The organism is Haloarcula halobia, from assembly GCF_029338255.1.
GTDB classification, from domain to species: domain Archaea; phylum Halobacteriota; class Halobacteria; order Halobacteriales; family Haloarculaceae; genus Haloarcula; species Haloarcula halobia.
The window spans coordinates 1,603,312-1,622,862 of sequence record NZ_CP119787.1; the positions used below are offsets into that span (position 1 = coordinate 1,603,312).

Sequence of the window (19,551 nt, forward strand, 5' to 3'; positions counted from 1 at the left end):
CCGACCGTGCGGCCAGACGGACGTGCCGTCCTCGGCCGTCGGTCAGACCGCCGACTCGATCTGCTCGACCGTGTCCATGTCACGGTTCAGGATGGCCTCGCCGGTCGCTCCGTCGAAGACGTGGATCGCCTCCTCGGGGAACCGGACGGTGACCGCGTCGCCGGCCGTCACGGTCCGCATCCCCTCGACCGTCGCGATGAACGACTCGTGGTCGCCGGCCGCGAAGTGGAGGTGGACCGTGTTCACGTTCCCGCGGGGCTCGACGACGTCGACGACGGCGTCGTAGTCGCGGTCGTTGTCCGCTCCGTCGACGAGTTCGACGTCCTCCGGCCGGATGCCGAGCGTGAGGCCCGTCTCGTCACCGAGGCTCTCTGCGACCGACGCCGAAAGCGGGTACTCGAAGTCGCCGGCGACGAGCGTCGCGCCCTCCCGGGTCACCCCGAAGAAGTTCATCGCCGGTTCGCCGACGAACCCGGCGACGAAGCGGTTGTTCGGTTCTAACACTCGAGCGGCGTCGCACACTGCTGGAGCGTCCCGCCGTCGAGGATGGCGATGCGGTCCGACATCGTCATCGCCTCGGTCTGGTCGTGGGTGACATAGACCGTCGTCACGGCCAGGTCCTCCTGGAGGTGCTGGAGTTCGGTGCGCATGTCGGCGCGCAGTTTGGCGTCCAGGTTCGCCAGCGGCTCGTCCATCAGGAACACCTCCGGATCCCGGACGATGGCACGGCCCAGCGCGACGCGCTGTTGCTGGCCACCCGAGAGTTCGCCGGGCTTGCGATCGATGAGGTCGTCGATGCCCAGCAGCTGGGCCGTTTCGTCGACGCGCTCCCGTAGCTCGTCTTTCGGGAGGTCCGTCGACTGCTCAAGCCCGAACGCCATGTTCCGCGGATGGTCATGTGAGGGTACAGCGCGTACGACTGGAACACCATCGCGACGTCGCGCTGGGCCGGCGGTTGGTCGTTGATGACCCGATCTCCGAGCCGTATCTCGCCGCTGGTGACGTCCTCCAGGCCGGCGATCATCCGGAGCGTGGTCGACTTCCCACAGCCGGAGGGACCGACCACACAGAGGAACTCGCCGTCCTCGATGTCGACCGACACCTCGTCGACCGCGCGGATCTCTCCCTCGTCGTCGTCGTAGAATATCTTCGTGATGTCGTCGAGTGTCAGTTGTGCCATCGGTAGATCACTCCGCGACTCCCCTCGCGAACTGTTCGCCGAAGACGATGTACACGAGCAGGGTGGGCAGCGCCGCGATGACCGCGCCGGCCATCGTCAGCGTGAAGTCCTGCTGGACCCCGCCGGTCAGCCGGACCAGGCGCTGGGTCGCCACCTGCGTGTTCGGGTCGTTCAGCAGGACGAGCGCGAACAGCAGGTCGTTGTACACCTGCGTGAACTGGTCGATGAGCGTCACCGCGAACATCGGCAGCGACAGCGGGAAGATGATGGTCTTGGAGATGCTGAACGCCGTCGCCCCGTCGAGGCGGGCGGCCTCTACCATCTCGTCGCTGATGGCCTGGTAGTACGCCCGGAACAGCGGCCTACAGATGGGGATGCCGTAGGCCGCGTGCGTGATGGTGATCGAAGGCCGTGCGGGCGCGAACCCGCCCGGCGTGGTGCCTGCGGTCCGCGCGGGTCGCCCCCGGACTGCGAACTCACCGTGCGTCGAGACAGGTGACACTTAACGATTCCGAATGGTAATGCACAATTCTACGGGGTTTAGACGGTGCAATTCGAGTGATTCGCGGTTCTCGACTCCGCTCGGGGGCCTGCCACATCGAGGTCGTCCGGCGGCGGTCCGGGACGATGGCAGGTGAGCGTTTCTCCCCGTGGACATCGACGTCTCGCTGCACAGTTCGGGTGTACCGGTGGCTTTTACGACCCGGCCGTCGACCGTCCAGCTGTATGACCGACGAGTTCCGGACCGAACAGGACAGTCTCGGTGAGATGGCGGTCCCCGCGGACGCGTACTGGGGGGCACAGACACAACGAGCGGTCGAGAACTTCCCCATCAGCGGCGAGACGTTCGGTCGGCGGTTCGTCCGTGCGCTGGGCGTGGTGAAGAAGGCGGCCGCCCGGGCCAACCGCGACCTGGAGGCGATTCCCGAGGACAAGGCCGACTGTATCCTCGAGGCCGCAGACGAGGTCATCGCCGGCGAGCACGACGACCAGTTCCCGGTCGACGTCTTCCAGACCGGTTCGGGCACCTCCTCGAACATGAACGCCAACGAGGTCATCGCCAACCGCGCGACCGAACTGTACGGCGGCGAGGTCGGAACCCGGGAGATCCACCCGAACGACCACGTCAACTTCGGGCAGTCGAGCAACGACGTCATCCCGACGGCCATGCACGTCGCCGCCCTCGAGGCCGTCGAGAAGGACGTCATCCCCGGGCTGAAGGTCCTGCGCGACGAACTCGCCGCGAAGGAAGCCGAGTTCGACGACGTCGTCAAGACCGGTCGCACCCACCTCCAGGACGCCACGCCAATCACGCTGGGCCAGGAGTTCTCCGGCTACCGGACCCAGATAGAGAAGGGCATCTCCCGGGTGCAGGACACCCGTGGCCGACTCGCCGAACTCGCGCTCGGGGGGACCGCCGTCGGGACGGGACTCAACACCCTGCCTGAGTTCCCCGGGAAGGCCGCCGAGTACATCAGCGAGGAGACGGGCATCGAGTTCCGGGAGGCCGACAACCACTTCGAGGCCCAGGCCGCCCACGACGCCATGGCCGAGGCCCACGGGGCGCTCCGGACCGTCGCCGGGTCGATGAACAAGATCGCCAACGACCTCCGGTTGCTCGCGTCGGGGCCACGCAACGGGCTCGGCGAACTCGACCAGCCCGAGAACCAGCCCGGTTCCTCGATCATGCCCGGGAAGATAAACCCGGTCGTCGCCGAGTCCGTCAACCAGATCCACAAGCAGGTCGTCGGCAACGACGCCGCCGTCTCGGCCGGCGCCGCCGAGGGGCAGATCGACCTCAACCTCTACAAGCCCGTGCTCGCCCACAACTTCCTCCAGTCGGCCCGCCTCGTCGCGAACGGCAGCGAGGTGTTCGGCGAGAAGTTCGTCGCCAAGCTCGAGGCCGACCGCGAGCACTGCGCCGAGCGCGTCCAGCAGAGCATGGCGCTGGCGACGGCGCTCAACCCGGCCATCGGCTACGACAAGGCCAGCAAGGTCGCCAAGCGCGCCCTCGCCGAGGGCAAGACCATCCGGGAGGTCGTCCTCGAGGAGGGGTATCTCGACGAGGACGAGGTCGACGAGGTGCTCGACCCCGTGAAGATGACGAAACGCGGCGTCCTCGGCGACGACTGAGCGAGGGGCAGACGACAGTCTGGTCGCGGTAGCGTCAGTCCCCCGCCGTTTCGTTGGCGGTGTCGATCCGCGTTTTCGCCTCCCCGAGCCACCCCGGCGGTTCGACGGTCGTCCCGCCCAGCGCCTCGTAGCGGAAGCTGTAGCGTATCTCCTCTCTGGCCGTGACGTAGCGGATGTCCATGCGGGAGACGAGTCCCGTGACGTCGACGAGCAGCGCCACCCGGTAGGTCTCGGGTTCCGACAGCAGCGAGGCCCAGGGCGGCGCGCCGCCGGCGCCCACGACCCGGACGTACTGGCGCCCGTCGCGCTGGACGCGCGCGGTCCAGGTCTCGTTCGTGACGAGGTACCGGTCGACGTAGAAGGCGGTCTCGTAGGCGTACTGGTCGCGGTCGAAGTGTATCTCGCCGCCACGGTAGGTGACCGACCCGCCGGTGGCGCGGCGCTCGTACCACTGCTCGCCGTCGCCGTACGTCGACTGTCGGTACTCGGTGTGGTTGCCGTCGGCCGAAGTCCGGACCCGCTCCAGGTCGTGTCGGTACGTCCGCACTCCGGTGACGACCGTCGTCTCGTTGCGCCGGAGCGTCGTGGTCGTTCCGTTGTCCAGCGTCCGCGTCGCGACGTACCGCTCGTGCATCGTGTACGAGCGGTTCTCGAGGGCGTCCCGGTGGGCCGTCGCGAGCGTCTGCGCGCTGTGCAGACCGTCCTCCGAGATGCCCGGGGGCCACACCGGGGGCGGCGACGCGGCGGTCGGGACCGGGGCCGGCGTGACGGTCCTCGCAGGCTGCTCGCCGACCCCCGCGAGGGACGTACACCCGGCGGTGACGACGAGGACGGCCAACGCGGCCCAGTAGTGCCACCGCATACCACGCCGTTGGGCCCAGGGAGGAAAAAGGCGTCCGCCGGAAGGGTGCGTTTTTTGGCCCCCGGTCACGGACACGCTGACAATGACTGCCGCCGACTTCGACTACGAGGAGCTGGGGCTCGTGGCCGGGCTGGAGATCCACCAGCAGCTTGACACCGAGACCAAGCTGTTCTGTAACTGCCCGACCGCCCTGCGCGAACCCGATGCCGCCGAGCGGTCGTTCACCCGGTACCTCCACCCGACCAAGAGCGAACTCGGCGAGATAGACGAGGCCGCCCTCGAGGAGAGCATGGTCGACCGGGAGTTCGAGTACCTGGCCTACGACACGACCTGCCTGGTCGAGGAGGACGACGAACCCCCCCACCGCATCGACCGGGAGGCGATGGACACCGCCATCGAGATCGCACAACTGCTCGACATGGACGTCGTCGATCAGGTCAACGTCATGCGCAAGATCGTCGTCGACGGCTCGAACACGACGGGGTTCCAGCGCTCGATGCTGGTCGGCAACGACGGCGAGATCGAGACCAGCGAGGGGGTGGTCGGGGTCGAGGACATCCTCCTGGAGGAGGAGTCCTGCCAGCGTATCGAGGAGACCGCGGACGGGGTCCGCTTCTCGCTGGACCGCCTGGGGATCCCGCTGGTCGAAATCGGCACGAAACCGGACATCAGCACGCCGGCACAGGCCCGCGAGGCCGCCGAGCGCATCGGGATGTTGCTCCGGTCGACCGGGAAGGTCAAACGCGGCCTGGGTACCATCCGTCAGGACGTCAACGTCTCCATCGCCGACGGGGCCCGCATCGAGCTGAAGGGCGTCCAGAGCCTCGACGACATCGAGGCTCTGGTCCGCAACGAGGTCCGGCGGCAGGTCGAACTGCTGGCCATCCGCGACGAGCTCCAGGCACGGGACGCGAGCGTCGGCGACCCACGGGACGTCACCGAGGTCTTCGAGGAGACAGACTCGGGCGTCATCGAGGGCGCGCTCTCCTCGGGTGGGCGCGTCCGGGCCGTCCTGCTGTCCGGGTTCGACGGGCTCGTGGGTCGCGAGATTCAGCCCGACCGTCGCCTCGGGACGGAGCTGTCCGACCACGCCAAACGCCACGGCGCCGGCGGCATCTTCCACACCGACGAGCTGCCGGCCTACGGGGTCACCGAGCCCGAGGTCGAGGCCCTCCACGAGGCGGTCGGGGCCGGCCCCGAGGACGCCGTCGCCATCGTCGCCGACGACCCCGAGACGGCCGAACTGGCCATCGAAGCCGTCGTCGACCGGGCCGAGACGGCCCTGGAGGGCGTCCCGGAGGAGACCCGCGACGCCACCGCCGAGGCCACCTCCCGGTACCTCCGTCCGCTCCCCGGCGCGGCCCGCATGTACCCCGAGACGGACGTGCCGCCGGTCGAACCGGACCCCAGCGACGTGGCGACGCCGGAACTGCTGACCGAGAAGGTCGAGCGCTACCAGGCCGAGTACGACCTCGACGAGGGACTGGCTCGCCAGGTGGCCTACGGCCAGCGCTGGCCGCTGTTCGAGTCGGTCGTCGCCGACGGCGTCGACGCCACGCTCGCCGCGGGGGTGCTGGAGTCGAGGCTGACCGAACTCCGCCGCGACGACGTGCCGATCGACGCCCTGACCGACGCCCACCTCGGGGACACGCTGAGACTGGTCGACGGCGGCGAGGTTCCACGGGAGGGTATCGAGGATCTCCTGACCGCGCTCGCCGAGACGCCGTCGCTGTCGGCCGAGGAGGCCGTCGACCAAGAGGGCCTGGGCGGCGTCGACGAGGACGAGGTCCGCGAGGCCATCGTCGAGGTGGTCGAGCGCAACGCCGACCAGGTCGAGACGGAGGGCATGGGCGCGTTCTCGGCGCTGATGGGCGAGTGCATGGGTGCGCTCCGCGGGAAGGCCGACGGCGACGTGGTCAGCGACGTGCTCCGCGAGGAGATACAGAAGCGCACCTGAGCGCTCGGAATCGGGATCCGAGGAGCGATCGAGGCGATATCTTTCTATCCCCGGGGGGTCTACACCCGGTATGTACGACGTAGGGGACCTGCTACCAGTCGATGGCCTCGACCCGGGCTCGACGCTCCTGCTGGTCGGGCCACCGATGACCGGGAAGCGACTCCTCGGCATGCGGCTGCTGGAACGGGGGTTCGCCGACGGGGAAGCGGCAGCGCTCGTCTCGACGGACTCGAGCGCCGTCGACGTCCGCGAGATGCTGGGACAGATCCACGGCGAGTCCGTCGACGGGCTCCCCTTCGGCGTCGTGGACTGCGTCGGGGAGATGCAGAGCCGCGACGAACTCGGCCCGCTGGACCACCGGGTCGGCTCGCCGGCCGACCTCACGGGCATCGGGATGGAACTGACCGACCTGCTCGAGACTCTCTACACCGAGCACTCGACCCGCCTCCGTCTCGGTCTCTTCTCGCTGACGACCATGTCGATGTACGCTTCCGTCGAGCAGGTCGTCCGCTTCCTGCACGTCCTCAGCAATCGCGTCTCGGAAGTCGAGGGCGTCGGCTTCGTCGTCGCCCACTCGGATACGATGGACGACGAGGCCCTCACCCAGCTCCGGTCGTTCGTCGACGGCGTCGTCGAGGTCCGGGAGGACGACGGGACCACCGAGCTCAGGGTCCTGGGCGTGACCGACGAACCCACCGACTGGGTTCCGTTCGCGAGCTCGCTCGAGCGCGAGCCGTCGGTGATAACCCCCGCCGACGGGTCGGCCGACGTCGACGTCCCTGCGTCGCTCCAGGCGGTCATGGACGAGATACAGATGGGGCGACCCACGCTGAGTATCTGCAACTACGACCGGGCCCCGGAGACCCTCTCGGAGATCGAGCGGTACTTCGACCGTCACAACGTCGCGGTCCGGGAGGCGACACTCGACGTCGACGAGCCCCGTTCGTTTGCCCTGCTTCACCACGGCGACGACCTGCTGGCCTCGGAGAACGTCCAGTCGCTCCGGAGCGCCATCGAGATCGACTCCGGCGAGACAGCCGCGTTCGCCGAACGCCGGGCCTCGGACCTGCTGACGCGGCTCGAGGAGTCCATCTTCGGCGCTTCGGCGGCCGACAAGTCGCTGCTCATCGACGTCAGCCACAACATCGAGCTGCTGGCCGAGCGCAACGGCGGCGGCCGACTGCACGCCGGGTTCCAGCGCTTCTCACGCCTCGTCGACGACGAGCGAAGCGCCCGCATCTACCGGAAGCTCTCCCGTGCGGGGACCGACGTACACGTCTACGGCGTGCCGGACGCCGACATCGACCTGAACGGGGTCGTGCCCCACGGCCACGACGTGCCGGAGATCGCCAACTCCTGGTTCGTCGTCTACGACGGCAACGGCGACCCGGACCAGCAGGCTGCCCTCCTCGCCTTCGAGACCGGCGACAACGAGTACAACGGGTTCTGGACGTACGACAGCGAAATCGCCAGTCGCCTCGACGCCTACCTCACCGAGACGTACGTCGACGCCGCGTCGGAGGCGGACCTCCCGACCGACTGAGAGCGACTCACTCCTCGCTGTCGAGGCGGAGACGCCCCTTCCGAAAGAGCCCCCGGAGCGTCTTCGCCTCGCGTCCGGTCGGGTGCGCGCGCCCGAGCAGGCGCCTGAACATCCGCCGGGCCTTGGGCTGTTTCTCTGCGGGGTGGCCCACGGCCTCGAGGAAGGCGGCGAACTCGTCGTGGACGCCCTCGAGGGCCCGCTCGTCCGCTCGTGCGTGCAGCGAGTCGGGGTGCTGGTCGCGCTCGACGGTCACGTCCCGAAGTTCGTAGAGGACGATCGTCGCCGCCTGACCGAGATTCAGGACCGGGTAGTCCTCGCTCGCGGGAATCGAACAGATCTCGTCCAGGCGTGCGAGCTCGTCGTTGATCAGCCCCACGCGCTCGCGGCCGAAGACGATGCACGTGTCGCTTTCCACACCGGCCAGCGCGTCGGCCAGGTCCCGCGGCGTCGTCGCAGGATACCTGACGTGGTTCCGGTCGTCCTCGTTGGGAACGGCCGTACAGCCGACGGTGTGGTAGTTCTCGACCAGGTGGTCGAACGTCACCTCGCGTGCGTCCGGCAGGATGTCCTCGCGGGCCTGCCCGGCGAAGCCGTAGGCCTCGCCCTCGGGGTCTAACTCCGGCGGGTCGACGAGCAACAGGTCCGAGAGGCCGAAGTTCTTCATCGAGCGGGCGATGGTGCCGACGTTGCCCGGCGTCTCGGCGTCGACGACGGCGACCGATATCATACGTCCAGGTCGTCGAGGTTCACGTCGATGGCCTCGAGGTCCGACTCGTCCATCTGCTCGAGTTCCTCCTCGAGCCCCGGGATGGCCTCGGATCGACTCGGCGCTTCCGGGAGGGCCGTCGGGTCCTCGTCGACGTGTTCGAGGCCCTCGTAGCCCGCCGGCGCGCGCCCGCCGTCGACGAACCACTCGTGGAACGCCTCCTGCATGGCGGTGTCGCCGGCGTACTGCTCGCCGCCTTCCTCGCGGAACCAGTAGAGGAAGTCCGGTTCGTGCTCCGAACAGAGGACCACCTCGCCGAGCGGTTCGCCGTAGATGACCTCGGCGACGTTACACTCCTCCGGGTGCTCGCGCCCCATCGAGAGCCAGCAGGCGTCACACGGGTCGACCACCCGGTCTGCCAGCACCAGGATGCGCTGGCGTGTATCGGGTTCCATGGTCTTCAGCGGGCGGACGCGCCCGTTGGAGTCCAGGACGTCCGCGTCGAACCGCCAGCCCCGCAGACCGATGCTCACCTTGTCCATACCGGTGGCTAGTCGGTTGCGAGACTAAAAGAGCGCGATGTGGCTGCTGGTACTAGCCCAGCAGGAGTTTCAACCACTTGTTGTTCTGCACGAACGACAACTGCTCGATGCGGCTGTCGAGCCCGAGGATGCGGCCGGAGCCGAACGCGCCGAGACCGAACAGCAGGGCGGCGTAGACGATGTGGTCGTCGACGACCCAGCCGTGTGCTAGCGGGAGACCGGCCAGCAGACCGCCCTGGAGCGCAGCCATCCAGTAGAATATCATCATCACGGCGCCCCAGAACGCGGCGAACCGGACCGCCGCGCCCAACAGGAGTGCCAGGCCAGCCAACGTCAGGCCGAGCATGTTCAGCCAGTCGATGAGCGGGTTGCCGGCCATCGCGGCGAACAGGCCCGTGAAGGGGTTGCCCTCGGGGACAGCGTTCAACAGGAACCCGGCGGCTGTCCAGTTGTTCTCCGGGTTCGCGTCCATGTAGGTGACGAGTTTCGTGATGCCGCCCTGGAACAGCGTCCAGCCCATCACGATGCGCATGAAGAACAGGGAGTAGCCGACCCAGTTCTCCGAATAGTCGAACTGTACGTCTCGGCCGAGGATTTCCGACTGTAGGGTTTGGCGAGTCGCCATGTATAGTAGTTCAACAAGTCAGTATATTATTCTTTTTCCCGTTCTCGGTGCCTGAGAAGAGAACTCGACGGGTGATTTCGTCCCTCAATAGTGCGGTTTCGGCTGGTCTCGGGGCTTTCTGTGCCCGCCGCGACGGCTCGATCGCCGATGTGTGCGTCGCCGGGCCTCGACCGGCCACGCGCTTCTCGCTCGCACCGGTCGTATGACCGATGCTCCCTCGTTGAATGCGCTGACGACGCTACACGGCCGTATCAGAATACTGGTAACTAATCCGAACGTTCAGGACAAACAGGTGGCAGTAAGAGAAAACTTATACCGGTGGCCTCGAAAACGTGTGATGAAAGCCGAAAGGGCACCCGGGTAGGGGTACACGGACGTGCCACTTCGGCTCAAAACTCACTTTATCGAGAGACGACCCTGAGAGCACCTGCTATGGAGTTCGAGACGTGGGAGCCGGTCTACGAATCGCTGCTCGCCGACTTCGGGTATCCGCGGCCCGGCGACGAACGCGCCCGTGACCGACTGGCGACGCTCCTGGCCGACCAGTCGACCTACGACCTCGCGGACCTGTCGCTGGAGGGCGCGAGGGTGGCCATCGCCGGCGCCGGCCCCTCGCTCGAGGCCGAGGCCGACCGTGCCAGCGCCGCCGACGTCGTCCTCGCGGCCTCGACGGCGACTGACCGCCTCGAGAGAGTCGGTATCGCCGTCGACTGCATGGTGACCGACCTGGACAAGAACCCCGGGACCGGGCGGCAACTGACGGCGTCCGGACGTCCGGTCGTCGTCCACGCCCACGGCGACAACGTCCCGGCCCTCGAGCGGTGGGTCCCCGAGTACGACCCCGCGTTCGTCGTGCCGACGACGCAGGCCACACCGGCGGGACCGGTCCGGAACTTCGGGGGGTTCACCGACGGCGACCGGGCGGCGTTCCTCGCGGACCACTTCGGCGCCGCAGAACTCGAGTTCGTGGGCTGGGACTTCGAGGACCCGAGCGTCGACGCAGCGAAGCGGCACAAACTCCGGTGGGCGGAACGCCTGCTCCACTGGCTCGAGCGGCGCCGCGGCGAACGCTTTCCCGTCCTGGACGGCCGGCGCGACGCCATCGACCCGATCTGAGTCAGGGCGCGAGGACGTCCATGGTCGCGTCGATGGCCTCGCGGTCTGCCGCCCGCGGGAACGAGACGTTGATCGCGTCGACGCCCTCGATGGCCTCGAACTGCGCCAGTCGGTCGAGACACTCGTCGGGCGTGCCGGCGACGGCGATCTCGTCCAGCAGCGCGTCGTCGATGGCGTCGATGGCGGCGTCTTTCTCGCCGGAGGCCCATCGCTGGGATATCTCGTAGGCCGTCTCCTCGTAGCCCTGTCTTTCCAGCGCGTCCCGGTAGAAGGTCCCCATCCCGCCGACGTAGAACGCGACGTGCTGGCGGGTGAGGTGACGCGCCCGCTCGCGGTCGGCCAGCGCACAGCAGGGCAGTGACAGCGTCACGCGCTGAGCCGACCGGTCCCGGTCCCCTAGCTCCGCGCCGGTGTCGAAGTCCGCCAGTCGCTCGCGGATGCCGTCGGCCGTCAGCATCAGTGCGTGCCAGCCGTCGGCAAACCGGCCCGCCAGTTCGACCGACTTGGGTCCCATCCCGCCCGCGTCGACCGACGGGACGGGGTCGGGCGGATCACAGCGGAGCCGGAAGCCCGACAGCTGGAAGACGTCGCCGTCGTAGGTCACCGTCTCGCCCGCGAGGACCTGCTTGACGACGTCGACGACCTCGCGGGTCCGGCGCAGCGGGCGCTCGAAGTCGACGCCGTGCCAGCCCTCGACGACGATGGGACCCGACGGCCCGAGGCCGACCCGGAGGCGGCCGTCGGACACCTCCTGGAGCGTTGCGGCGGTCTGCCCGATGAGCGTCGGTGAGCGAGAGTAGACGTTGAGTATCGAGGTCCCGATGCCGACCTCGTCGGTCTCTCTCGCGATGCTCGTGAGCGTGGTCACGGCGTCGCGGCCCCACGTCTCGGGCAACCAGACGCGCTCGTAGCCGCGGTCCTCGGCGCGCTGGCTCATCCCGACGAGCGTCTCGACCGACGGCTGGGCGGCCACCGGGAGGTAGACGTCGCGGACTGTCATCCACGGGCCTCCGGCGCCGCCGTGGCGTTGGACATGGAGCCCACTGTGGTCGGGCGTGTGATAAACCCACAGGCGCGTGGCACGGCCGCCGTTGAAACGGGTTTCAACAGCCCGATGGTTGACAGACGTACCTCCGGCGTACCGCCGTCCGCCCGGGCTCTCAGTTCGCGTCGCCGTCGACGGCCCGCGTTCGTGCCTCCCGGGCCGTCTCGACGACCGTCGCGGGCGCGAGGTCCACGGCGGTCCAGGGGGGGAGTCGCATGTCCCGACCCGGCGGCTGGATGCCGACGGCGTAGGCTTCGACCTGGTCGAGCTCGGCCGCCCGGTCGTGGGTCAGGCCGTTGAACGCGGCGTCGGCGGCGTACTGGTCGACCAGGCGCTCGCCGGCCGCGAGGTACCGCTCGGTCAGGCTCCCGTAGTCGGGGTCGACGCCGGCCTCCTCGACGGCCCGAAGGAGGGCAGCGCCGACCTGCTCGGACATCGACGAGAGACCGCCGCGGCCGCCGACGGGTTTGTGGTCGTGCCGGTGGACGCCCAGGTCGACCTGTGCCGACTTCGCGGGCCCGACCTTCCCGTAGGTCTCCCCGAGCATGCCGACCTCGAGCCCCCAGGCTCGCTGTGACCGGAGCCGGCGTGCCGCGTCGGCGGTGACGGCGAACTCGCCGGCCAGCGGGTAGCGGAACGCCGCGAGATAGCGGACGAACGGGTGGGGGTGGCGCTCCTCGAGCGCGCGCACCAGCGGCGCGATGAACAGGCGGACGAGCCGACCGTAGAGTCGGCCCTCCTCGACGCGGGCGTAGTAGCCCTTGACGAACTCGTGGTCCATCGTCAGCGGTGCGAGCAGTCGGGGCACCGTCGACTCGTCGTAGGTCGTCGCGTCGGCGTCGTGGACTGCGACGTAGTCGGCCCGGTCGGCCGCGATACCGAGGCCGAGCCAGACGTCACGGCCCTTCCCCGTGGGCCCGCCGAGGCCGTGGTCCTCGAGCAGCGTCGCCAGCGCCGGGGCGTCACACCACACCGTCGTCACCGACAGGTCGAACCGGGCGACCCACTCGCGAAAGCCCTCGGCTACCGCCGCGGGCGCCCGCAGCGGCACCACCACCTCGGCCGGACCCACCGCCTCCAGCGGGCCGAAGACGAACTCGGGCGTGACGGCCTCGAGTGTGTCGCCGGCAATCGGGACGACGACGGCGCTGTCGGCCACCGGCGCGTCGGGCGTCGGGTCTGTGAGGTCGTGCAGCGTCGTGACGAGTTCCTGTGCGTAGTCCATCGGTCAGGTCCGGAGTGCGTCGACGAGGGCGTCACAGTCGGCTTCTGCGGGGAGGCGGTCGGCGAGCGCAGAGAGCGTGTCCCGGCGGCCGCCGACCAGGAGGCTCCCGTCGCCGGTCCGGACGACGGCACCCGTCTCGCTGGCTGCCTGCACGAGCGCGTCCCTCGCCTCGGGGTCCAGTCCCCCGACCTCGAACACGGGGCCGGCGAACGGGTCCCCGTCGCGGTCGGCGGCGCCGATCCGCTCGAGGTGTCGGGCCACCTCGCGGGACTGGCGGACGTCGAGCTCGGTGACGGTCACGCCGTCGCGGACGACCTCCCGGCGGTCGGTGAACGCGGCCCCGATGGTCGCGGCGTCGACCGTCTCGCGGACGTCGTGGGTCCGCACGACGTGGGCGCCCCGCTCGACGGCCATCGAGGTGGCCGCCAGGCTCACCGGCAGCGCCTCGTCGGTCGAGCGGTCGGCCAGCTCCCGGAGGAAGTTCTTGCGGTTGATCGAGACCAGTATCGGGAGGTCGAAGGCGCGGAACTCCCGCAGGCGCCGGAAGGTCTCGCGGTCGTCCCCGGTGGTCTTTCGCTCGCTCCAGCCACCGAACGCCGGGTCGACGATGGTCTTGTCCGTGAAGCCGTTCTGCTTGAGTGCCTCGTAGACGCGGTCGACGTAGTCGGCCTCGCTGGCCCACTCGGGGGACTTCCGCTCGGCCCAGTCGACGTCGTCGACGGCGCCCGGGCGTTCGAGGTCCGGCGGACTGGCCATCTTGCCCACGGCCACGTCGTACTCCCGGCAGACGACCGGCATCTCGGGATCGGCGAACCCACAGATGTCGTTGACCATGTCGAAACCGCGTTCGAGCGCCGCCTCGGCCACCTCGGCGTACCGGGTCTCGATGGAGAAGACGGCGTCGCCGCTGACCGACTGGATGGTCTCGACGGCCGTGTCCAGGCGGTCGAGTTCCTCTTGGGCCGAGAGCACGTCCAGGCGCTTGTTGGCCGACTCCAGGCCGACGTCGACGATGTCCGCGCCCTCGTCGATGAGGTCCTCGTCGACGAAGGCCGCTGCCTCGCCGGGGTCGTCGAAGACGGAGGGCTTGTAGGGCGACTCCTCACTGACGTTCAGCACTCCCATGATGCGCGGCGGGTGGTCGTCGCCGATCCCCAGACCGGCCGCGTCGACACGTCGCATATCCTGCCTGTAGGACCGGGCAGGGTAATCGTTGGCGGTTGCGGCGGCCTACGCTGCCTCCGCGTCGCCCGGCGGGCGGGGGCTCTCGTGGGTGTACTTGACGACGTCGAACTCGTCGAAATGGTCCCGACCGGTCACCGACCAGTCGGTCCCGAGGTAGGGAAACACCCTCGCGCCCGTGGCACGCTCCGGGAGTTCCGAGACCAGTGCCCGGTCGGCGTAGGGGAGGAACGTCGAGTACACGTTCTGGCCGCCGATGACGTAGCCCACGGCGTCGCGTGACGCGACGGCGTCGACGGCGTCGGGGACCGTCGAGACGAACGTCGCGTTCGCGGCCTCGTACTCGCCCGGGTCCCGGGTGAGGACGACGGGGTGGGTCCCGCGGACATCGGTCATCCCCGCCCAGGTCTTCCGGCCGACGACGACCGGGTGACCGGCCACCCGCTCCTTGTACTGCCGTTCGTCCTCCTCGTAGTACCACGGGATGGTCTCGCCGTCGCCGATGGCGCCCGTCTCGGCCACCCCCGCGATCAGCACGAGCTCTGTCATACCTCCGCTACGGCCCGACGTGTAAAGTCAGTGTCCACGGGACGCCGCTCGCGTCACCCGGCGACTGTGCTGGTCCGGACGGGGACTATCCCCGGGAAGGAAATACACTAGCTACGGCGAGAAACCAAACAGACGTAGCGAAGGAACGAGACGGAGACGGCCGGCGACGTGTGATTCGCGTCGGACTCAGGCGGTGATCTCGACGCCGGGTTCGAGCCACGGTTCGGTACGGCCCACGGTGACAGACTGGAACTGGGAGAGCCAGTTCTCGTCGCCGCTCTCGAAGGCCTCCAGCGCGTCGCCGACGGTGAACGTCCGTTCGGCGTCGCTGCAGGGGAACACCGCCTCGAGCTTGGTGTCGTCGTAGATGGCCAGCGAGACGACGGGGAAGACGACGACGTCCTCGACGCGGTCCATGCCCATGTACGTCCGGTTCCGGCGCTCGAACGCCGGTTCGAGCGTGTGTCCGTTGCACTCGGCCCAGTCACGGAACTCCTCGTAGGTGGCCAGCGCGCCGGAGCGCTTGTCCTCGGCCATCGTCCGGATGCGCTGCCACTCGCCGGAGACCATCGAGTCGGTGAACACGCCGTTGGCCTCCAGGCGCTTGACCCGGTTCAGGACCTGTTGCTGGGCGTCGAATGTGCCGTACGTGTCGCCTCGGAGATACAGTTCCGCCCGAAGCTGTGAGTCGACTGTCATGGTTCTCTCGTACCAAAATTCATCAGATACCAACATAACTCTTTCCCAGGGATAATCATGACTCACTCTATAAATTCTCACCAAGGAACTGCGCCAGAGGAAAATCCAGTACTGGGAAAATAGCGATTCTGGGTGTTTCGGACTTGCCAAATTGTGTCAACTGGTGCCAATTATATTACCGCGGTGGTCGATGCCGGTTTCGGCCAGCGTCGAACAATTTGCGGACGAGGCCACGGACTTCTATTACAATTCTGAAACCAGTGAGTCCGGCGTGTTCCGGTATTCGGACCTTCACACGAGGGTAATTATCGGCGACAGGAGAACGGTACCACGGGGCCCGTCAGTCGTCCGCGCTGGCTTCCGCACCACTTCCGACGACTTCTATCTCGCCGGCGTCGAGTTCCTCCTCGATCTCGCGGGCGGCCTGCACCATGTCGCTACCACTTTTTACCTCGTCGGGAAGCCTCGCTGCGCTCGGCTCCCACTCCTCGCAAAAACATGGGGAAAAAGACCCGAATCGCTTCGTGATTCGCGGGAACCGCTTCACGATGCTCTCTATCTCTCTTAATCGTCCGCGCTGGCTTCCGCACCACTTCCGACGACTTCTATCTCGCCGGCGTCGAGTTCCTCCTCGATCTCGCGGGCGGCCTGCACCATGTTCTCCATCTTGCCGTAGGCGACCTCGCGCGGGAGCAGTTTGACGCCACAGTCGGGCGAGATGGTCAACCGCTCGGGCGGGACGACCTCCAGTCCCTTCAAAATGTTCTCCTTGATCTCCTCGACCGACTCGACTTCGGCGACGTGGGCGTCGACGACGCCCATCGCGAAGTCCTTGGTGAACTCGTGCTCTTTGAACACGTCGAGTTGCTCGTAGTCGCCGTTGGCCAGTTCGAGGTCGTACTCGTGGACGGGGTAGTCCAGGATCTCGGGGTAGATCCGGGAGTAGTCGCCGTAACAGACGTGCAGGCCGAGGCGGACGTCGTCGGGAATCTCGTCGACGATGCGCTCCAGACACTCGCCGACGATGGCGTGGTCGTCGGGCGTCGTCGCCAGCGCGGGTTCGTCGATCTGGATGTAGCGCGCGCCGGCCTCGACGAGCGCCTCGATCTCCTCGTTGACGAGGTCCGCGAGGTCGTAGGCCAGCGCCTCCTCGCTTTCGTAGATCTCGTTGAACGACCAGTTCGCGAGCGTGTACGGGCCGGTGATTGGCACCTTGACCGGGCGCTCGGCGACCTCGTCGGTGAACTCGAACTCCTCGACGAGCCACTGCTCGCCGTACTCGACCTCCTCGGCGACGGAGGGCTTGTCGAAGTAGTTGTGACCCCACACCTTCACGCGGCCGTTGAACTCGTAGCCGTCGATGCGGTGGGCGAAGTACTCGACCATCTCGTTGCGCCGCATCTCGCCGTCACAGACGACGTCCAGGCCACAGCGCTCGTGCTCGTGGGTGATGAGCCGCGAGGCGTCGTCCTTCGATTCTTCCCACTCTGTCTCACCGAAGTCGGCGTCCTCGTCCTCGTACAGCTCGCGGGCGCGGTCGTGCCACTTGGGTTTGGGGTACGAACCGACGACGGTCGTCAGCAGGAAGTGGTCGTTGGGGTGATTCTCGGGCTTGAACTGGTCACGTGGTCCTGTCATGTTAGGCCTCCACAGCGAGGTCGGTGGCGTTCGCGAGCGATTCGAGCTTGGCTTCGAACTTGTTGACCGGCAGGTAGAACAGCTCCGTGTTGGCCGTCGCGTAGACGGTGTCGTAGGCGGTGTTGGTCTGCTGTTCGAACCAGTCGACGCGGTCCCGGATGGTCTCGGGGGACTCGACGAGCGTGTTCTGGCCGTCGACGACGCCGAGTGCGACATCGTCTTTGGTCCCGTACTCCTGGACGTTGTAGACGTTCTGGTCGTGGTCGGCCACGAGGTCGAAGCCGATGGCGTCGACGTCGGCGTCCATCAGGTGGGCGTACACCTTCTCCTCGATGGCACCCCAGTAGGTGTGGGCGACCACGTCGGCGTCGGTGGCGCCGGCGACGGCGTCGATGGCCTCGCTGGCGCGTTCGTCCGGGCCGTCACCGGGAGCATTCTCGACCAGCGACGGTTCCAGCAGGAACAGCGTCTCGACGTCGGGGAACTGCTCGACCTCGGCGGCCAGAAAGTCGGAGACGGCCTCGAGGAACGCGGCCTCGTCGCCGTAGTGCTCGTCGGTCGCGAGGTCCGAAAGCGAGTACGGCCCCGGAAGCACGGCCTGCAGGCCGTCGTCGACCAGTTCGCTCGCGGCGTCGAGTTCGGCGGCCACGTCGCCATCGGGCGTCAGGTCGCCCTGGACGACCGGCTCCCGATAGAAGTTGTTGTTGTCGTAGTAGCGGACGATGCCCCGTGTCTCCACGCTGTCGTGGACCGCCAGCGGGTGTGCGAGCATGTCGTCCCAGCGGAGTTGCCCCTCGACGATACGGTCGAGGCCGGCGTCCTGCTGGACCGCGACGACCTCCTCTCGGGCGCGCCGGTAGGCGTCGACGACGTCGTCGCCCTCGTCGCCCGCGATGAGGTCGCTCTTCTGGTGGCCCTTCAGGTCGGACAGCTCGTCTTTGGCCCAGTCCGGTAGCGGGAACAGGCCCGGAGTCGTCGCGACTAATTGTGTCATTACGCCCGGCTATGAAATGACGGGCTTTAATATTTCCTATTCAAGAAAATACCTCACAGTAATCTCACTGGACGAACCGCAGGACGACGAGTTCCTCGTAGGGATGGTTCTCGCTCGCGGCGCGCTCGCTCTCGAGGCCCCTGTCTCGGGCATACGAACGGACGGCAGCGGGGTCGGTGAGGCTGCTGACCAGCAGGAGCGCGTCGCCGCCGGGCGCTAAGACCCTCGCGATGTCGTCTAGGAACGGGTCGATCAGGCGCCGGCCGTCCTCGCCGCCGGAGAGGGCGTGTTCCATCCAGTCGTCCCACTCCTTCTCCTCGGGCGTCGGGAGGTAGGGCGGGTTGAACACCACGAGGTCGAAGACGCCGTCGCGGAACGGCGCGACGAGGTCACCGCGGACGACGTCGACGCCGTTCGCGGCTGCCTGGCGACAGGCCAGCGGGCTCACGTCCACGCCGACAGCCACCGCCCCGGATTCGACGAGCACCGACGCGACGTAGCCCGACCCGGTGCCGACGTCCAGGGCCCGCTCGCCCGCCTCGACGTACTCCTCGGCGGTCCGTGCCAGCAGGGCCGAGTCCTCGGCCGGCTGGTACACCGACTCGACGCCGCGCGCGTCGGCGAGCGCCGGTCGGCCCCCGCCGTCTCTGTCCGTGTCTCCGTCGTCGTCGGGGCTCCCCTCGTCCATCCTACTCCTCCGGGTCGCCGACGTCGTAGGCCAGCGTCGCCAGCGCCGCGAAGTCGGCCGGTGCGAGTTTCCCGGCGCGGGCGCCCATCAGGTCCTCGTCGGCGGCGTTGACGACGGCGTCGGGGTCACCCAGCCCGGAGATGTGGGCGGTGTTCCGAACGGCGTTGCGCATCGTCTTCCGGCGCTGGGTGAACACCGCCTTCAGGAAGTCCATGAAAAAGTCGTCGCTCGGGACGCTGTAGTCTGGCTCTCGCGGGGTCGTGCGCACGAGCGCGCTCGTGACCCGCGGCTGTGGGTCGAACGCCTCCGGCGGCACCGTTTCGACGACCTCCACGTCGGCGTAGTGCCCGGCGGTCACCGAGAGGCGGCCGTAGTCGTCGGTCGCCGGGTCGGCGGCCATCCGGTCGGCGAACTCCCGCTGGAACATCAACACGAGCGGGCGACCCGCCGGCAGGAGGCGGAAGGCGATCTCCGAGGACGCACCGTACGGGAGGTTCGAGATGCTCGCGGTGAACGCGGGCAGATCGACCTCCAGCGCGTCGCCCTCGACGACGGTGAGACGGCCCGCCTCTCTCTCCGGCGCGAACTCCTCGCGGAGGTGGGCGGCGAAGGCGGGGTCGCGCTCGACGGCGGTCACGCGGTCGGCGACGGCGAGCAGGCGGTCCGTCAGCGCCCCCGGGCCGGCGCCGACCTCGAGGACGTGCGAGAGGTCCACCCCCGCGTCGATGGCGTAGCCGGGGATGCGGTCGAGCACCCGGCCGTCGACCAGGAAGTGCTGGTCCCGTCGGGTGTCGGCACGTTTCCCGGCGCGTCTGACGAGTGCGTCCGGGTCGCGGCTACCGGTCGCTGTGTCGGTCATCGCCTGGG

General features: G+C 68.1%; 18 protein-coding genes and 2 pseudogenes. 4 read left to right on the forward strand and 16 right to left on the reverse strand.

What is annotated here, in order from left to right; translation table 11 throughout:
• Positions 1 to 42 precede the first annotated feature (42 nt).
• From P1K88_RS18435 to P1K88_RS08570, 3 genes and pseudogenes are all read right to left on the reverse strand, one after another.
• Complete coding sequence (locus P1K88_RS18435; RefSeq protein ID WP_379786854.1) at positions 43 to 504, reverse strand: TOBE domain-containing protein; 462 nt, start codon at positions 502 to 504, stop codon at positions 43 to 45.
• A pseudogene (locus P1K88_RS18440) lies at positions 498 to 1,180 on the reverse strand (ABC transporter ATP-binding protein). The gene P1K88_RS18435 and the pseudogene P1K88_RS18440 overlap by 7 nt, the downstream one beginning before the upstream one ends.
• Positions 1,181 to 1,187: 7 nt before the next feature.
• A pseudogene (locus P1K88_RS08570) lies at positions 1,188 to 1,583 on the reverse strand (carbohydrate ABC transporter permease); the annotation flags it as partial.
• A gap of 323 nt (positions 1,584 to 1,906) precedes the next feature.
• Between P1K88_RS08570 and P1K88_RS08575 the strand changes: the two are divergent.
• Entirely contained in the window at positions 1,907 to 3,313 is a 1,407-nt protein-coding gene (locus tag P1K88_RS08575; protein ID WP_276414042.1) for a class II fumarate hydratase, read from the forward strand.
• Between the two features lie 34 nt (positions 3,314 to 3,347).
• Here P1K88_RS08575 and P1K88_RS08580 read toward each other — a convergent pair whose 3' ends face one another.
• On the reverse strand, positions 3,348 to 4,175 hold the full coding sequence (locus P1K88_RS08580; protein ID WP_276414043.1) for a hypothetical protein: 828 nt from the start codon (positions 4,173 to 4,175) through the stop codon (positions 3,348 to 3,350).
• A gap of 82 nt (positions 4,176 to 4,257) precedes the next feature.
• Between P1K88_RS08580 and gatE the strand changes: the two genes are divergently transcribed.
• Positions 4,258 to 6,132 (forward strand): Glu-tRNA(Gln) amidotransferase subunit GatE, encoded by a 1,875-nt coding sequence (gene gatE, locus P1K88_RS08585; protein WP_276414044.1) that lies wholly within the window; start codon positions 4,258 to 4,260, stop codon positions 6,130 to 6,132.
• 70 nt (positions 6,133 to 6,202) lie between these two features.
• Positions 6,203 to 7,675, forward strand: coding sequence for a DUF7504 family protein (locus tag P1K88_RS08590; RefSeq protein WP_276414045.1), 1,473 nt, complete (start codon positions 6,203 to 6,205; stop codon positions 7,673 to 7,675).
• Positions 7,676 to 7,682: 7 nt separating this feature from the next.
• Here the strand turns inward: P1K88_RS08590 and P1K88_RS08595 are convergent, their stop codons facing one another.
• From P1K88_RS08595 to P1K88_RS08605, 3 genes are read right to left on the reverse strand one after another with little or no spacing between them, the layout of a single operon-like run.
• Positions 7,683 to 8,402: an RNA methyltransferase gene (locus P1K88_RS08595; RefSeq protein ID WP_276414046.1), complete on the reverse strand. Its 720-nt coding sequence runs from the start codon at positions 8,400 to 8,402 to the stop codon at positions 7,683 to 7,685.
• Complete coding sequence (locus P1K88_RS08600; RefSeq protein WP_276414047.1) at positions 8,399 to 8,923, reverse strand: DUF8114 family protein; 525 nt, start codon at positions 8,921 to 8,923, stop codon at positions 8,399 to 8,401. The genes P1K88_RS08595 and P1K88_RS08600 overlap by 4 nt, the downstream gene beginning before the upstream one ends.
• A 52-nt stretch (positions 8,924 to 8,975) precedes the next feature.
• Positions 8,976 to 9,548 (reverse strand): DoxX family membrane protein, encoded by a 573-nt coding sequence (locus tag P1K88_RS08605; RefSeq protein WP_276414048.1) that lies wholly within the window; start codon positions 9,546 to 9,548, stop codon positions 8,976 to 8,978.
• 432 nt (positions 9,549 to 9,980) lie between these two features.
• Between P1K88_RS08605 and P1K88_RS08610 the strand changes: the two genes are divergently transcribed.
• The gene (locus tag P1K88_RS08610; RefSeq protein WP_276414049.1) at positions 9,981 to 10,664 is read left to right on the forward strand and encodes a 6-hydroxymethylpterin diphosphokinase MptE-like protein; all 684 of its coding nucleotides are present in this window, start codon (positions 9,981 to 9,983) and stop codon (positions 10,662 to 10,664) included.
• Position 10,665: 1 nt separating this feature from the next.
• Here P1K88_RS08610 and P1K88_RS08615 read toward each other — a convergent pair whose 3' ends face one another.
• The 9 genes from P1K88_RS08615 to P1K88_RS08655 all read right to left on the reverse strand — a co-directional run bounded on the left by P1K88_RS08615 (position 10,666) and on the right by P1K88_RS08655 (position 19,543).
• Positions 10,666 to 11,664 carry a TIGR04024 family LLM class F420-dependent oxidoreductase gene (locus tag P1K88_RS08615; RefSeq protein WP_276414050.1) on the reverse strand — a complete coding sequence of 333 codons (999 nt, stop codon included), beginning with the start codon at positions 11,662 to 11,664 and terminating at the stop codon, positions 10,666 to 10,668.
• Positions 11,665 to 11,824: 160 nt separating this feature from the next.
• Positions 11,825 to 12,934 carry a glycosyltransferase family protein gene (locus P1K88_RS08620; protein ID WP_276414051.1) on the reverse strand — a complete coding sequence of 370 codons (1,110 nt, stop codon included), beginning with the start codon at positions 12,932 to 12,934 and terminating at the stop codon, positions 11,825 to 11,827.
• 3 nt (positions 12,935 to 12,937) lie between these two features.
• The gene (gene folP, locus P1K88_RS08625; protein ID WP_276414052.1) at positions 12,938 to 14,116 is read right to left on the reverse strand and encodes a dihydropteroate synthase; all 1,179 of its coding nucleotides are present in this window, start codon (positions 14,114 to 14,116) and stop codon (positions 12,938 to 12,940) included.
• 48 nt (positions 14,117 to 14,164) lie between these two features.
• Complete coding sequence (locus P1K88_RS08630; RefSeq protein ID WP_276414053.1) at positions 14,165 to 14,665, reverse strand: dihydrofolate reductase; 501 nt, start codon at positions 14,663 to 14,665, stop codon at positions 14,165 to 14,167.
• A 186-nt stretch (positions 14,666 to 14,851) separates the two neighbouring features.
• A complete protein-coding gene (locus tag P1K88_RS08635; RefSeq protein WP_276414054.1) occupies positions 14,852 to 15,364 on the reverse strand; it encodes an HTH domain-containing protein in 513 nt (170 codons plus the stop codon).
• A gap of 564 nt (positions 15,365 to 15,928) precedes the next feature.
• On the reverse strand, positions 15,929 to 17,002 hold the full coding sequence (locus tag P1K88_RS08640; RefSeq protein WP_276414055.1) for a methionine synthase: 1,074 nt from the start codon (positions 17,000 to 17,002) through the stop codon (positions 15,929 to 15,931).
• 1 nt (position 17,003) lies between these two features.
• Positions 17,004 to 17,996, reverse strand: coding sequence for a 5-methyltetrahydropteroyltriglutamate--homocysteine methyltransferase (locus tag P1K88_RS08645; protein ID WP_276414056.1), 993 nt, complete (start codon positions 17,994 to 17,996; stop codon positions 17,004 to 17,006).
• A 64-nt stretch (positions 17,997 to 18,060) separates the two neighbouring features.
• Positions 18,061 to 18,684: a HemK2/MTQ2 family protein methyltransferase gene (locus P1K88_RS08650; RefSeq protein WP_276414057.1), complete on the reverse strand. Its 624-nt coding sequence runs from the start codon at positions 18,682 to 18,684 to the stop codon at positions 18,061 to 18,063.
• A 1-nt stretch (position 18,685) separates the two neighbouring features.
• A complete protein-coding gene (locus P1K88_RS08655) occupies positions 18,686 to 19,543 on the reverse strand; it encodes a 16S ribosomal RNA methyltransferase A (RefSeq protein ID WP_276414058.1) in 858 nt (285 codons plus the stop codon).
• Positions 19,544 to 19,551 lie beyond the last annotated feature (8 nt).

Coding starts and splice junctions, on each gene's coding strand:
- P1K88_RS08575 (WP_276414042.1), top strand. CDS start 1,907: ATGACCGACGAGTTCCGGACCGAACAGGACAGTCTCGGTGAGATGGCG.
- P1K88_RS08580 (WP_276414043.1), bottom strand. CDS start 4,175: ATGCGGTGGCACTACTGGGCCGCGTTGGCCGTCCTCGTCGTCACCGCC.
- gatE (WP_276414044.1), top strand. CDS start 4,258: ATGACTGCCGCCGACTTCGACTACGAGGAGCTGGGGCTCGTGGCCGGG.
- P1K88_RS08590 (WP_276414045.1), top strand. CDS start 6,203: ATGTACGACGTAGGGGACCTGCTACCAGTCGATGGCCTCGACCCGGGC.
- P1K88_RS08595 (WP_276414046.1), bottom strand. CDS start 8,402: ATGATATCGGTCGCCGTCGTCGACGCCGAGACGCCGGGCAACGTCGGC.
- P1K88_RS08600 (WP_276414047.1), bottom strand. CDS start 8,923: ATGGACAAGGTGAGCATCGGTCTGCGGGGCTGGCGGTTCGACGCGGAC.
- P1K88_RS08605 (WP_276414048.1), bottom strand. CDS start 9,548: ATGGCGACTCGCCAAACCCTACAGTCGGAAATCCTCGGCCGAGACGTA.
- P1K88_RS08610 (WP_276414049.1), top strand. CDS start 9,981: ATGGAGTTCGAGACGTGGGAGCCGGTCTACGAATCGCTGCTCGCCGAC.
- P1K88_RS08615 (WP_276414050.1), bottom strand. CDS start 11,664: ATGACAGTCCGCGACGTCTACCTCCCGGTGGCCGCCCAGCCGTCGGTC.
- P1K88_RS08620 (WP_276414051.1), bottom strand. CDS start 12,934: ATGGACTACGCACAGGAACTCGTCACGACGCTGCACGACCTCACAGAC.
- folP (WP_276414052.1), bottom strand. CDS start 14,116: ATGCGACGTGTCGACGCGGCCGGTCTGGGGATCGGCGACGACCACCCG.
- P1K88_RS08630 (WP_276414053.1), bottom strand. CDS start 14,665: ATGACAGAGCTCGTGCTGATCGCGGGGGTGGCCGAGACGGGCGCCATC.
- P1K88_RS08635 (WP_276414054.1), bottom strand. CDS start 15,364: ATGACAGTCGACTCACAGCTTCGGGCGGAACTGTATCTCCGAGGCGAC.
- P1K88_RS08640 (WP_276414055.1), bottom strand. CDS start 17,002: ATGACAGGACCACGTGACCAGTTCAAGCCCGAGAATCACCCCAACGAC.
- P1K88_RS08645 (WP_276414056.1), bottom strand. CDS start 17,996: ATGACACAATTAGTCGCGACGACTCCGGGCCTGTTCCCGCTACCGGAC.
- P1K88_RS08650 (WP_276414057.1), bottom strand. CDS start 18,684: ATGGACGAGGGGAGCCCCGACGACGACGGAGACACGGACAGAGACGGC.
- P1K88_RS08655 (WP_276414058.1), bottom strand. CDS start 19,543: ATGACCGACACAGCGACCGGTAGCCGCGACCCGGACGCACTCGTCAGA.